Raw genomic sequence first — 15,202 nt, 5'->3', positions numbered from 1 at the left:
AGGTACTCGCGGAGCTTAGCTTCGTTGGACATCGAACCACCGTTCACGAGTTGCCGAGCCTGTCGTCGATGAACCGGAAGAGGTCGTCGTCGCTGCCGCCCTCCAGCAGGTCCGCGACGTTCACCTCGTCCTCTTGGCCGCCCTCCGCGCGCTGACCACCGGTGGCCAGCGCCAGCAGGGCCTTGAGCCGATCGGCCACCTCGGTGCGCACGTCCTCGCCCAGGCCGTCGGCGAACGCCGCCTCCAGCCGGTCCAGGTCGTCGAGCACGGGCGAACCGGTGGCGGGCGCGAGTTCCAGCCGCAGCTGCTCGGCCAGCACGGTCGGGTTGGGGTGGTCGAAGACCAGGGTCGCGGGCAACCGCAGCCCGGTCTCCGCCGCCAGCGCGTTGCGCAGCTCCACGGCCGTCAGCGAGTCGAAGCCGGACTCGCTGAACGCCCGCTCCGGGTCCACGGCGTCGGCGTTCGCGTGCCCGAGCACCACCGCGACCTGCGCGCGCACCAGCTCCAGCAGCAGGGCGCGCTGGTCGGCTTCGCCCAGGCCGGACAGCCGCGCGGTCAGGTCGGTCGGGTCGACCACCTCGGCCGGCCCGGTGTCCTCGCGCAGCGCGGCCCGCGCCTCGGGCACGGTGTCCAGCAGCGGGCGCGGCCGGGACAGCGCGTAGGCCGGCGCGAACTTCGCCCAGTCGATGTCGGCGACCACGGTGTGCGCCTCGCCGCGGTCCAGCACGCCCTGGAGCGCCGAGATCGCGAGCGCGGGGTCCATCAGGCCGATGCCCATCCGGGTCAGCTGGCCGGTGGCGTCGCCGGAGGCCATGCCGCCGCCGCCCCACGAGCCCCAGGCCACCGAGGTGCCCGCGAGGCCGCGGGACCGGCGGTGCCGGACCAGGGCGTCCACCACGGTGTTGCCGCCGGCGTAGCCGAGCTGGCCGCCGGAGCCCCACACCGCCGCGCCGGAGGAGAACACCACGAACGCGTCCAGCTCCCGCTCGCCCAGCAGCTCGTCGAGGTGCAGCGCGCCCGCCACCTTGGCGTGGCCGACCTCGGCGAACTCCGCCAGCGAGACGTCGTCGACGCCGGACTCGCGGTGCATGACACCGGCTGCGTGGAAGACGGACCTCAGCTCGGGCAGCGAACCCAGCAGCGCGGCCAGGGCGTCCCGGTCGGCCACGTCGCACGCCACGACCTCGGCCTTGCCGCCCAGCTCGTCGCGCAGCTCGGCCGCGCCGGGGGCCTCGGGGCCGCGCCGCGAGGTCAGCACCACGTGCTCGGCGCCGTTGTCGACCAGCCAGCGGGCCAGGTTCGCGCCGACGCCGCCCGTGCCGCCGGTCACCAGGACCGTGCCGCGCGGTCGCCACCGGTTGTCGACGGGCACGCCCGGCGCCCGCACCAGCCTGCGGCCGAAGACGCCGGACAGCCGGACCGCGACCTGGTCCTCGTCGCCGCCGGACAGCACGCCGGCGAGCCGGTCGAGCACCCGCGGGTCGGTCGTGCGGGCGGGCTCGGCGGGCAGGTCCACGACGCCGCCCCAGGCGCGCGGCCGGTCCAGGCCGAGCACCGTGCCGATGCCCCACAGGGAGGTCTGGAGCAGGCCGCCGGGCTGGTCGAACCGGTCCACGGCCACCGCGCCCACCGTGCCGAACCACAGCGGCGCGGACACGCCCGCGTCGTCCAGGCCCTGCACCAGCGCCACGGACGCGGCCACGCCGGTCGACAGCGACACCGACAGGGGGTGGGGCCGCTCGTCCACCGCGAGCAGGGACAGCACGCCGACGGGGGTGGCGTCGCCCAGCGCGGCGCGCACCGCCTCCGCGATCACGGCCCGGTCGGGCTCGGTCACCGCGACGGGCACGACGTCCGCGCCGCGCGCGGCCAGGCCGTCGGCGATCGCGCCCACCCGGTCGTCACCGGAGGCCAGCACGGGGGCCACCACGAGCCAGGTGCCGGTCAGCAGGCCCGGCTCGTCGGGCACCGACCGCCACTCGACCCGGTAGCGCCACGAGTCCACGGTGGACTCCTCGTGCAGGCGGTTGCGCCACGACGACAGGGCCGGCAGCACCTCGCCCAGCGCGGCGGCGTCCACCGCGAGGTCGGTCGCCAGCGACTCCAGGCCGCCCTGCTCGATCGCGGTCCAGAACGCGGTGTCCGCGGCGCTGCCACCGGCCGCGACGGTCACCGCGGCCTCGGGCGCGTCGATCCAGTACCGCTCGTGCTGGAACGCGTAGGTGGGCAGGTCGACCCGCCGCGCGCCGCGCCCGGCGAAGAAGGCCGCCCAGTCGACCGAGGCGCCACGCGCGAACGCCTGGCCCACGGCCGCGGTCAGCGTCGCCACCTCGTCGCGGTCGCGCCGCTGGGTGGCCACGAGCGCGCCGTCCACCTGGGCCATGCCGGTGAGCACGCCGTCCGGGCCGACCTCGACGAACCTGGTCACGCCCTGCGCCGCCAGCTCGGTCACGCCGTCGTGGAACCGGACGGCCTCGCGCACGTGCCGGACCCAGTAGTCGGCGGTGGTCATGTCGCCGGTCGCGGTGGGCACGACGGGGATGGCGAGCGCGTGGAACGCGATGCCGGAGACGACCTCGCGGAAGTCCGCCAGCATCGGCTCCATCAGCGGCGAGTGGAACGCGTGCGACACCGCGAGCCGCTTCGTGCGACGGCCCTCGAACTTCACCGCGAGGTCGTCCACGGCGTCGGCGACGCCCGACACGACCACGGCGGTGGGCCCGTTGACCGCGGCCAGGTCGACCCGCTCGTCCAGCAGCGGCAGCACTTCCTCTTCGGTGGCCTCGATCGCGAGCATCGCGCCACCGGTCGGCAGCGCCTGCATCAACCGACCACGAGCCGCCACCAACTTGCAGGCGTCCTCCAGCGAGAACACCCCCGCCACGTGCGCGGCAGCGATCTCACCGATCGAGTGACCAGCCAAGAAGTCCGGCTTCACGCCCCAGGACTCCAGCAAGCGGAACAGCGATACCTCAAAGGCGAACAACGCGGGCTGGCTGAACCCCGTCTGGTTCAACAACTCCTGATCATCGCCGAAAACGATGTCCTTCAACGATCGACCCAGCTCAACGTCCATCAAGGAGCAGATCCGGTCAAACGATGCACCGAACACCGGGAAGGCCTCGGACAGCTCCCGGCCCATGCCGACCCGCTGCGAACCCTGACCCGTGAACAGGAACGCGGTCAGGCCACCGCCCGCCACGCCGGTCACCACGCCGGGCGCGGCCGTTCCCGAGGCCACCGCGCGCAGGCCGGCCAGCAGCTCGTCGCGCGACGACCCGACGACCACGGCCCGGTGCTCCAGCGCGGCCCGCGTGACGCCCAGCGACAGGCCCACGTCCACCGGCTCCAGCGAGGCGGCCCGCTCGGCGATCCGGGCGGCCTGGTCGCGCAGCGCGTCCGCGCCCCGCGCGCTCACCGGCCACGCCACCACGTCGGTGGGCACCGCCACCGGTTCGGCGGGCGCGGGCTCGGCGGCGGGCGGCTCCTCGATGATCGTGTGCGCGTTCGTGCCGCTGACGCCGAACGACGACACGCCGATGCGGCGGGGCGTCTCGCGCGCCGGCCACGGCCGCGCCTCGGTCAGCAGCTCGACGGCGCCCTCGCTCCAGTCCACGTGCGAGGAGGGCTCGCTGATGTGCAACGACTTCGGCAGCAGCCCGTGCCGCAGCGCCAGCACCGACTTGATGATGCCCGCGACGCCCGCGGCGGCCTGGGCGTGGCCGATGTTCGACTTGATCGACCCGAGCAGCAGGGGCCGCTCGCGGTCCTGGCCGTAGGTCTTCAGCACGGCCTGCGCCTCGATCGGGTCGCCCAGCGAGGTGCCGGTGCCGTGGCCCTCGACCGCGTCCACGTCGGCGGGCGCGAGCCCGGCGTTGGCCAGGGCCGCGCGGATGACCCGCTGCTGAGAGGGGCCGTTGGGGGCGGTCAGGCCGTTGGACGCGCCGTCCTGGTTCACGGCCGTCCCGCGCACGACGGCGAGCACGGGGTGCCCGTTGCGGCGCGCGTCGGACAGCCGCTCCAGCAGCAGCACGCCCGCGCCCTCGGCCCAGCCGGTGCCGTCGGCGCTGTCGGAGAACGGCTTGCACCGGCCGTCGGGCGCCAGGCCGCGCTGGCGGGAGAACGCGATGAACGGGGTCGGCGTGGCCATCACCAGCACGCCGCCCGCGAGGGCCAGCGAGCACTCGCCGGACCGCAGCGCCTGCGCCGCGAGGTGCAGGGCGACCAGCGACGACGAGCACGCGGTGTCCACCGACACCGCCGGGCCCTCGAAGCCGAACGTGTAGGACACGCGGCCGGACAGCACCGCCGCGGACGTGGCCGTCGCGAGGTAGGCCTCGACCTCCTCGGGCGCGTGGTCGAGCAGGTCCGCGTAGTCCTGGCCGCCGGTGCCGAGGAACACGCCGACGCGCTTGCCGCTCAACGCCCGCGGGTCGACGCCCGCGCGTTCCACCGCCTCCCACGACAGCTCCAGCGCCAGCCGCTGCTGCGGGTCCATCGCGGTGGCCTCGCGCGGCGAGATGCCGAAGAAGGCCGCGTCGAACTCGCCCGCCCCGTGGACGAAACCGCCCTCGTGGACGTAGCTGGTGCCGGGTCGGTCGGGGTCGGCGTCGTAGAGCGCCGCGCCGTCCCAGCCGCGGTCGGTCGGGAAGTCGGAGATCGCGTCCACGCCGTTCGCGACCAGCTCCCACAGCTCCTCCGGCGACCGCACGCCGCCCGGGTAGCGGCACGACATCGCCACGATGGCGATGGGGTCGTCGTCCACCGCGCCCGCCGGCGGCTCGACCTCGGCGGCGGCGGTGTCGCCGACCAGCTCCTCGCGCAGGAACTTCGCCAGCGCCACCGGCGTCGGGTGGTCGAACACCAGGGTCGCGGGCAGCCGCACCCCGGTCGCCTCGCCGAGCCGGTTGCGCAGCTCGACGGCGGTCAGCGAGTCGAAGCCCAGGTCCTTGAACGCGCGACCGGGTTCGACCCCGGCGGGGTCGGTGTAGGCGAGCACGGCGGCCACGTGGGTCCGGACGGTGTCCAGCAGTGCGCGGTGCTGCTCCGGTTCGGGCAGCGTGGCCAGCCGGGCGGCCAGTTCCGACCCCGCCGGGGCCGGGCTCGTGGGTCCCGCGTCGAGGCCGAGGACTTCCCGGACCTCGGGCAGGGCGTGCACCAGCGGCCGGGGGCGGGCCGCGGAGTAGGTGGGCGCGAACCGCTCCCAGTCGATGTCGGCCACGACCAGGTGGTGCTCGTCGTGGTCCAGGGCCTGCTGGAGCGCGCCGATGGCCAGGTGCGGCGCCATGGCGGGGATGCCGTGCAGGCGCAGCTGCTCGCCGAGGGCCTCCTCGTCGACCATGCCGCCGCCGCCCCAGCCGCCCCAGGCCACGCAGGTGACCGGTGCGCCGCGGTGCTTGCGCCGGAGGGCGAGGGCGTCCAGGTGGGCGTTGGCGGCGCCGTAGCCCGCCTGCCCGGCCGAGCCCCACACCCCGGCGCCGGAGGAGAACAGCACGAACGCGTCGAGCTCGCGGTCGCCGAGCAGCTCGTCGAGGTGCCGCGCGCCGGCGACCTTGGCGCGACCGGTCTCGACGAAGTCGGCCAGGGTGATGTCGCCCAGGTGCGCCTCGTCGGGCAGCACGCCCGCGGCGTGCACGACGGTCAGCGGCCCGTCGGGCAGCGAGGCCAGCAGCCCGGCGACGGAGTCGCGGTCGGCCACGTCGCACGCGGCCAGCGTCACGGTCGTGCCCGCGGCCTCCAGCTCGGCCTTCAGCTCGGCCGCGCCGGGCGCGTCCGCGCCGCGCCTGCTGGTGAGCACCAGGTGCGCCGCGCCGCGCTCGGCCAGCCAACGCGCCACGTGCGCGCCGACGCCGCCCGTGCCACCGGTCACCAGCGCGGTGCCGCGCGGGGCCCAGTCGCGGCGGGCGGGCGTGGTCAGGGGGGCGTGCACGAGCCGGCGGCCCAGCACACCGGCCGGGCGCACCGCGACCTGGTCCTCGGCGCCGTCGGCGAGCACGTCGCACAGGCGGTCGAGCAGGGCGCTGTCCGGGCCGGCGGGCAGGTCGACCACGCCGCCCCAGGTGAGCGGGTGGTCCAGGGACAGCACGCCGGCCAGGCCCCACAGGGACGCCTGCGCGGTGGAGGCGGGCTGCTCGAACGGGTCCGCGGCCACCGCGCCGGAGGTGATCACCCAGGTGGGCGCGGTGATCCCGGCGTCGCCGAGGGCCTGCACGAGGGTGACGGTGCGGGCCACGCCCGCGGTGATCGTCGGGTGGAGGGGGTGCGGGCGCTCGTCGAGCGCGGTCAGCGCCACCACGCCCGCCAGGTCCGGCGCGGCCGAGGCGCGCAGCAGCTCGGCCAGCGCCGAGCGGTCGAGCTCCGCGAGCTCCGCGGGCTCGACGGTCACCACGACCGCGCCGCGGGCGGCCAGCCGCTCCGCGACGGCGGCGGCGCGCCCGTCGGAGTCACGCCCGTCGGAGTCGGCGACCAGCAGCCAGCGGCCGGTCAGCGGCGCGCCGGTGGGCCGGCCGGTGGGCCGCCACACCACGCGGTAGCGCCACGAGTCGATCTCGGACCGCTCCCGGCTGCGCGCCCGCCAGGACGCCAGCGCGGGCAGCAGCTCGTCCAGCGCGCCGGGGTCGACGCCGAGCAGGTCGCCCAGCTCGCCGTCCTCGACGGCCCGCCAGAACTCGGCGTCGCCCTCGGTGGCCGCCTCGACCGTCGCGGGCACGACGGACTCCAGCCAGTACCGCTGCTTGCGGAAGACGTGGGTGGGCAGCTCGACGCGCGTGCCGCCGGGGTGCGCGGCCGCCCAGTCGGGCGCCAGGCCGTGCGCGTGCAGCCGGGCCACGGCGCAGGCGAACGCGGTGACCTCGTCGCGGTCCTTGCGGCGGGTGGCGGCCAGCACGGTGGTGCCGGGGTCGAGGAAGCCCTGCGCCATGCCGGTCAGCACGCCCTCGGGGCCGACCTCCAGGAACCTGGTGACGCCGCGCGACTCCAGGAACCGCACGCCGTCGTGGAACCGGACGGCCTCGCGCACGTGCCGCACCCAGTAGTCGGGCGAGCCGAGCGAGTCGGCGGTCTCGCCGGTCACGTTGGACACCACGGGGATGCTCGGCGCGTGGTAGGCGATGCCGGAGGCGACCTCGTGGAAGTCCGCCAGCATCGGCTCCATCAACGGCGAGTGGAACGCGTGCGACACCGCGAGCCGCTTCGTGCGACGGCCCTCCAGCTTCGCGGCGACCTCGTCGACGGCGTCGGCCGCACCGGAGACGACCACGGCCGTGGGGCCGTTGACCGCGGCCAGGCCGACCCGGTCGTCCAGCAATGGAACGATTTCCCCCTCGGTGGCCTCCACCGCGAGCATCGCCCCACCGGCGGGCAGCGCCTGCATCAACCGGCCGCGAGCAGCGACCAGCTTGCAGGCGTCCTCCAGCGAGAACACCCCCGCCACGTGCGCGGCAGCGATCTCACCGATCGAGTGACCCGCCAAGAAGTCGGGCCTGACACCCCAGGACTCCAACAGGCGGAACAACGCCACCTCGAACGCGAACAGAGCAGGCTGGCTGAACGCCGTCTGGTTCAACAACTCCTGATCATCGCCGAAAACGATGTCCTTCAACGATCGACCCAGCTCAACGTCCATCAAGGAGCAGACCCGGTCAAACGACGCACCGAACACCGGGAAGGCCTCGGACAGCTCCCGGCCCATGCCGACCCGCTGCGAACCCTGACCCGTGAACAGGAACGCGGTCAGGCCGCTGCTCTCGACACCGCTCTCCACGTTCGGGGACGGCGTGCCCGAGGCGATCGCGCGCAGCCCGGCGACGAGGTCGTCCCGGGTGGACCCGACGACCACGGCCCGGTGCTCCAGCGCAGCCCGCGTGGTGCCCAGCGAGTACGCCAGGTCCAGTTCGCCCGCCCGCGTGGTCTCCGCGAACGACGCCAGCCGCGTCGCCTGCGCGACCAGGTCGTCCGCGCCGCGCCCGGACACCGGCCACAGCCGCACCGGGAACCCGGTGACCGGCTCGGCCTCGCCGGTCTCCTCGGCCTCCGCCACCGGCGCCTGCTCGATGATGGTGTGCACGTTGGTGCCGCTGATGCCGAACGACGACACACCGGCCCGGCGCGGGCGGCCCGTCTCCGGCCACGGCAGCGACTCGGTCAGCAGGGAGACGTTGCCCGCCGTCCAGTCGACCTGGTCGGTGGGCTCCTCCGCGTGCAGGGTCTTCGGCAGCACGCCGTGGCGCATGGCCATGACGACCTTGATCACGCCCGCCACGCCGGCGGCGGCCTGCGGGTGGCCGATGTTGGACTTGATCGACCCGAGCAGCAGCGGCCGGTCGCGGTCCTGGCCGTAGGTGGCCAGCAGCGCCTGCGCCTCGATCGGGTCGCCCAGCGCGGTGCCGGTGCCGTGCGCCTCGACGGTGTCGACCTGCGCCGCGGACAGCCGCGCGTTGGCCAGCGCCTGCTGGATGACCCGCCGCTGCGACGGGCCGTTGGGCGCGGTCAGGCCGTTGGACGCGCCGTCCTGGTTCATCGCCGAGCCGCGCACGACCGCGAGCACGGGGTGCCCGTTGCGGCGCGCGTCGGACAGCCGCTCCAGCACCAGCACGCCCGCGCCCTCGGACCACGCGGCGCCGTTCGCGCCCTGCCCGAACGACCGGCAGCGGCCGTCCGGGGACAGCGCGCGCTGCTTGCTGAACTCCACGAACAGCTGCGGCGTCGCCATCACGGCCACGCCGCCCGCCAGCGCCAGCGAGCACTCACCCGACCGCAGCGCCTGCGCGGCCAGGTGCACCGCGACCGACGACGACGAGCAGGCCGTGTCGACGGTGACCGCCGGGCCCTCCAGGCCGAAGGTGTAGGCGACGCGGCCGGAGGCGATGCTGCCGGAGGTGGTGCTCTCCAGGTAGTCGTGGTGCATCACGCCGGTGAACACGCCGGTGGCGGTGCCCTTGAGCGTCGAGGGCGGGATGCCGGCGCGCTCGAACGCCTCCCAGGTGACCTCCAGCAGCAGCCGCTGCTGCGGGTCCGTCTCCAGCGCGTCGCGGGGGCTCATGCCGAAGAACACCGGGTCGAACTCGGCGACGTCGTGCAGGAAGCCGCCCTCGCGGGTGTAGCTCTTGCCGGCCTTGCCCGGCTCCGGGTCGTAGATGCCCTCCAGGTCCCAGCCGCGGTCGACCGGGAACCCGGAGATCGCGTCGACGCCGTTCGCGACCAGCTCCCACAGCTCCTCCGGCGACCGCACGCCGCCCGGGTAGCGGCAGGCCATCGACACGATCGCGATGGGCTCCTGCTCCTTGGCCTCCAGCTCGCGCACCCGCCGCTTGGCCTGCTGGAGGTCGGCGGTCGCCCGCTTGAGGTAGTCGCGGAGCTTGTCGTCGTTCGCCATCGGTGTTCCACCCATCCTGGAGGGCCGTCTTCGTGGTCGCGGGTGAGCGGTGGTCAGGAGATGCCGAGCTCGCTGTCGAGGACGTCGAACAGCTCCTCGTCGGTGGCCTCGCCCAGGTCGAGCTCCTCGTCGCCGCCGCGGCCGTGGACGTCCTGCCACGTGCGCAACAGGGCTTCGAGGCGGGCGGTGACCCGGGCGACGTCGTCGCCCGCCACGGCCTCCAGCGCCGCCTCCAGCCGGTCGACCTCGGCGAGCACGGACCGGGCGCCGTCGTCCTCGCCGACCAGGTCGGCGAGCAGGGCGCGGGCCAGCACGTCCGGTGACGGGTGGTCGAAGACCAGCGTGGCGGACAGCCTCAGGCCGGTCGCGGCGCCGAGCAGGTTGCGCAGCTCCACCGCGGCCAGCGAGTCGAAGCCGAGGTCCTTGAACGCCTTGGTGGGCGTGACCTCCTCCACGCCGGAGTGCCCGAGGACGGACGCGGCGTGCGTGCGCACCAGGTCGAGCACCAACTGCTCCCGCTCCACGGCGGGCAGCCCGGTGAGCCGGTCGGCCAGGGACCGCGCGTCGGGGCCCGTGCCGGCCTTCGCCGCGCGCCGGGCCGGGACCCGGACCAGGCCGCGCAGCACGGCGGGCAGCGCGTCGGTGCGGGCGCGCAGGGCCGAGGTGTTGATCCGCAGGGGCACCAGCGCGGCCTCTTCGGTGGAGAGCGCGGCGTCGAACAGCGCGAGCCCCTCGTCGGCGGCCATCGCGGGCATCCCGAGCCGGTCCATGCGGCGCAGGTCGGCCTCGTCGAGGTGCCCGGCCATGCCGCTGCTCTCCGCCCACAGGCCGTAGGCCAGCGAGGTGGCGGGCAGGCCCGCGGCGCGCCGGTGCTCGGCGAGGGCGTCGAGGAACGCGTTGGCGGTGGCGTAGTTCGCCTGCCCCGCGCCGGCGACCACGGCCGCCGAGGAGGAGAACAGCACGAACGCGCCCAGGTCGCCGGTGAGCCGGTGCAGGTGCCAGGCGGCGTCCACCTTGGCCCGCAGCACGGTGTCGACCTGCTCCGGGGTGAGGTCGGCGAGCATGGCGTTGTCCGCCACGCCCGCCGCGTGCACCACGGCGGTCAGCGGGTGCGCGGCGGGCACGCCGGCGAGCATCTTCTCCACCGCCTCGCCGTCGGCGGTGTCGCAGGCGACGACCGAGACGTCGGCGCCGGCGGCTTCCAGCTCGGCGGCCAGCTCGGCCGCGCCGGGCGCGTTCGGGCCGCGGCGGCTGGTGAGCAGCAGGTGCCGGACGCCGTGCCGGGCGACGAGGTGCCGGGCGAGCAGGCCGCCCAGGCCGCCGGTGCCGCCGGTGACGAGCACGGTGCCGTCCGGCCGCCAGGGCGCGGTCGACTCCTCGGTCACCACGACCCGGTGCAGCCGGGGCACGTGCACCCCGCCGTCGCGCAGCGCGACCTCGGGTTCGCCGGACGCGACGGCGGCGGGCAGCAGGTCCTCGTCGCCCGGTTCGACGTCGACGACGGTGAAGCGGTCGGGGTTCTCGGCCTGCGCGGCCCGCAGGAGGCCCCACAGGGGCGCGCGGGTCAGGTCGTGCCGGACCGCGCCGCGGGTGACCACGACCAGGCGGGAGTTCGACAGCCGCTCGTCGGCGAGCCACCCGGTCAGCAGGCCGAGCACGTCGTGCGTGACCGAGCGGACCTCGGCGGGCACGTCGACCGCGCCGACGGGGACCGCCGCCGGGTCGCCGGGCGTGATCGGCGCGAGCACGACCTCGGGCGCCGCCGTGCCCGCGTCGAGGGCCGCGCGCAGCGCCGCCAGGTCCGCGTACGGGGTCGCGGCGACCAGGGCGTCCGGCCCGAGCACGGCCCAGCCGTCCTCGTCGGGCACGGCCGCGGGACCGGCCGGGAGCGACGTCCAGCGCAGGCGGAACAGGGACTCGTGGTGGCCGCGGGGCGCGCCGCCCAGCTGCTCGGCGGTCACCGACCGCACGATCAGCTCGTCGATCGTCGCGACCGGCTCGCCACGGCCGTCGGCCACCGCCACGGACAGCTTGTCCTCACCGGTGGGCTTGATGTGCAGGCGCAGCTCCGTCGCGCCCGCGGCGTGCAGCCGCACGCCGTTCCAGGCGAACGGCAGCGGGGTGCGCTCGGCCGAGCCGTCGGCGAGGTTGCCGTGCAGGGCGGCGTCGAGCAGCGCCGGGTGCAGGCCGAACCGGGCCGCGTCGCCGTGCGCGCTCTCCGGCAGCACGGCCGAGGCGAACAGCTCGTCCTCGCCGCGCCGCCACACCGACCGCAGGCCGCGGAACACCTCGCCGTACCCGTAGCCGGCGTCCGCCAGCCGCTCGTAGAACCCGTCGAGGTCGACGGCCTCCGCCCCGGCGGGCGGCCACGCCTCCAGGTGCTCGGGCTCCGCTTCGCCGCCCGTGCCGAGCACGCCGGAGGCGTGGCGGGTCCACGGCTCGTCGGCGGGCGCGCCCTCGGGCCGCGAGTGGATCGACAGCGTGCGCCGACCGCTCTCGTCCGCGCCCTCGGCGGTCACGCGCAGCGCCAGCGCGCCCTGGTCGGGCAGCAGGAGCGGCACCTCCAGGGTCAGTTCCTCGACCACGTCGCAGCCGACCTGGTCGCCCGCGCGCACGGCCAGCTCCACCAGGCCCGTGCCGGGCACCAGCACGGTGCCGTGCACCGCGTGGTCGGCCAGCCAGCCGTGGGTGCTGCGGGACAGCCGGCCGGTCAGCACCACGCCGCCGGTGGACGGGGCCTCGACGACCGCGGACAGCATCGGGTGCTCGCCCGCCAGCAGGCCGAACGACTCGGCGTCGCCGGCCGGGCCGGCGGAGGTCAGCCAGTAGCGCCTGCGCTGGAACGCGTAGGTCGGCAGGTCGACGCGCCGCGCGCCGCGGCCGGCGAAGAACGCGGCCCAGTCGACCGCGACGCCGTGCGCGTACGCGGTGGCCAGGCCGGTGGTCAGCGTGACGACCTCGTCGCGGTCGCGCCGCTGGGTCGCGACGGCCACGCCGGCGGGGGCCATGCCGGTCAGCACGCCGTCCGGGCCGACCTCGACGAACCGCGAGACGCCCTGGGCGACCAGGAACTCCGCGCCGTCGTGGAACCGCACGGCCTCGCGCACGTGCCGCACCCAGTAGTCGGCGGCGGCGACCTCCGCGGTCACCTGCCCGCCGGTCACGGTGGACACGAACGCCAGGGTCGGCTCGTGGTAGGCGACCTTCTCGGCGATCCGCCGGAACTCCTCCAGCATCGGCTCCATCAGCGGCGAGTGGAACGCGTGCGACACGCGCAGTCGCTTGGTGCGGCGGCCTTCGAGCTTCGCCGCGATCTCGTCCACCGCGTCCTCGGCGCCCGAGACGACCACCGCGGTCGGGCCGTTGACCGCGGCCAGGCCGACCCGGTCGTCCAGCAGTGGAACGATTTCCTCCTCGGTGGCCTCCACCGCGAGCATCGCCCCACCGGCGGGCAGCGCCTGCATCAACCGGCCGCGAGCGGCCACCAGGCGGCACGCGTCTTCGAGCGAGAACACCCCGGCCACGTGCGCGGCGGCGATCTCGCCGATCGAGTGACCAGCCAAGAAGTCCGGCTTCACGCCCCAGGACTCCAGCAAGCGGAACAGCGATACCTCGAACGCGAACAGAGCGGGCTGGCTGAACGCCGTCTGGTTCAACAACTCCTGATCATCGCCGAAAACGATGTCCTTCAACGATCGACCCAGCTCAACATCCATCAGAGCGCAAATCCGGTCGAACGACGCACCGAACACCGGGAAGGCCGCCGACAGCTCCCGGCCCATGCCGACCCGCTGCGAACCCTGACCCGTGAACAGGAACGCGGTCGCGCCCGGCTGGACCTGGCCGCGCACCGCGCCCGGCGCGCCGTCCGCCAACGCGGCGAACAGGTCGTCGGTGGTGCGGCCCACGGCCACGAGCCGGTGCTCGAAGTGCGCGCGGGAGGTGGCGAGCGAGCAGGCGATGTCGAGCGCGCTCGCGCCGGTCACCGAGCGCAGCCGCCGCACCTGCGCGGCCAGCGCCTCCGGGGTCTTGGCGGTCACCACCCACGGCACCACGTCGGTCTCGACGGCACGCGCCTCCTCCGGCGCGCTCTCGTCCTCGGTGGCCTGCTCCGCGTCCTGTCCGGAGGACTGCTCAGCCGACTGCTCGGCAGGGGTCTGCTCGGCGGGGGCCTGCTCCAGCACCACGTGCGAGTTGGTGCCGCTGATGCCGAACGACGACACGGCCGAGCGGCGCGGGCGACCCGTCTCCGGCCACGGCACGGTCTCCGTCGGCAGCACCACGCTGCCCGCGGTCCAGTCCACGTGCGACGTCGGCGCGTCCACGTGCAGGGTCTTGGGCACGACCCCGCGGTCCATGGCCAGGATCATCTTGATCACGCCGGCCACGCCCGCGGCCGTCTGGGTGTGGCCCAGGTTGGACTTGATCGACCCCATGAACAGCGGGTGCTCCCGCTGCTGGCCGTAGGTGGCGATGACCGCCTGCGCCTCGATCGGGTCGCCGAGCCGGGTGCCGGTGCCGTGCGCCTCCAGGACGTCGACCTGCTCGGCGGACAGGCCGGCGTTGGCCAGGGCCGCGCGGATGACCCGCTGCTGCGACGGCCCGTTGGGCGCGGTCATGCCGCTGGACGCGCCGTCCTGGTTCACCGCGGTGCCCTTGACCACCGCGAGGACGCGGTGCCCGTTGCGGCGCGCGTCGGACAGCCGCTCGACCACGATCACCCCGGCGCCCTCGGCCCAGCCGGTGCCGTCGGCGGCCTCGGCGAAGGGCTTGCACCGGCCGTCCGGGGCCAGGCCGCGCTGCCGCGAGAAGTCCACGAAGGTCTCGGGCGAGGGCATCACCGTCACGCCGCCGGCCAGCGCCAGCGAGCACTCGCCGCGGCGCAGCGCCTGCACCGCGAGGTGCAGGGCGACCAGCGACGAGGAGCAGGCCGTGTCGACGGTGACGGCGGGGCCTTCGAGCCCGAAGGTGTAGGCGACGCGGCCGGAGAAGACGCTGCCCGCGTTGCCGTTGCCGATGAAGCCCTCCAGCTCCTCCGGCACGACGGGCACGCGCGACGAGTACTCGTGGTACATGAGGCCGGCGTAGACGCCCGTGCGGCTGCCCTTGAGCGTGGTGGGGTCGATGCCCGCGTGCTCGAACGCCTCCCAGGTCACCTCCAGCAGCAGGCGCTGCTGCGGGTCCATGGCGACGGCCTCGCGGGGGCTGATGCCGAAGAAGGCGGCGTCGAAGTCGGCCGCGTCGTGCAGGAACCCGCCCTCGCGCGCGTAGGTGTGCCCGCGCCGGTCGGGGTCGGGGTCGTAGAGGGCGTCGACGTCCCAGTCGCGGTCGTTCGGGAACGGCGAGACCACGTCCACGCCACCCGCCACGAGGTCCCACAGCTGGTCGGGACCCGCGACCCCGCCGGGGAAGCGGCAGCCGATGCCGACGACCGCGATCGGGTCGTTGTCCCGGCGCTCGGCGTCGCGCAGCCTGCGGCGTGCTTCACGCAGGTCCGCGGTCGCCCGCTTCAGGTAAGCAAGAAGCTTTTCCTCGTTTCCCACGTACGCCTCCCGGGGCCGTTCCACTCCGCGGTCAATCCGATCCGGTGCCCGAGCCCAACAGTGGACGACATGTCTTGCTGCACCGCCGTTGACGTGCGAATTTTCACACGTCCTGGATCTGCTGCGGCAACAGCGGCGATTTTACGCAGGAATTTCCCACACCGCCGCACAAGCGCACGACACCTCAGCCGATGATTTCCGACCCGCTTTTCCCGAGATAACGCTACGGAGACGCGGACACCACCGCCAACCCCTAGCAGGCCCTTAGCTCACCCCTAGGGACGTT

Annotated in this window: 1 protein-coding gene and 1 pseudogene; both read right to left on the bottom strand. The window is 75.0% G+C overall.

The genetic code is table 11. The annotated features are described in order from the left end of the window. Nucleotides 1-43: 43 nt before the first annotated feature. Complete coding sequence (locus tag ABD223_RS27425; RefSeq protein ID WP_380645891.1) at nt 44-9,430, bottom strand: type I polyketide synthase; 9,387 nt, start codon at nt 9,428-9,430, stop codon at nt 44-46. Next, nucleotides 9,427-14,916 (bottom strand): annotated as a pseudogene (locus tag ABD223_RS27420) (type I polyketide synthase); the annotation flags it as partial. The gene ABD223_RS27425 and the pseudogene ABD223_RS27420, both read right to left, overlap by 4 nt. Between the last annotated feature and the right edge of the window lie 286 nt (nt 14,917-15,202).

Origin of the sequence: Saccharothrix xinjiangensis (genome assembly GCF_039527585.1) — a bacterium.
Lineage (GTDB): Bacteria > Actinomycetota > Actinomycetes > Mycobacteriales > Pseudonocardiaceae > Actinosynnema > Actinosynnema xinjiangensis.
The sequence above is the reverse complement of the archived record's forward strand: the minus strand, read 5'-3'. Positions and strand labels throughout refer to the sequence as shown.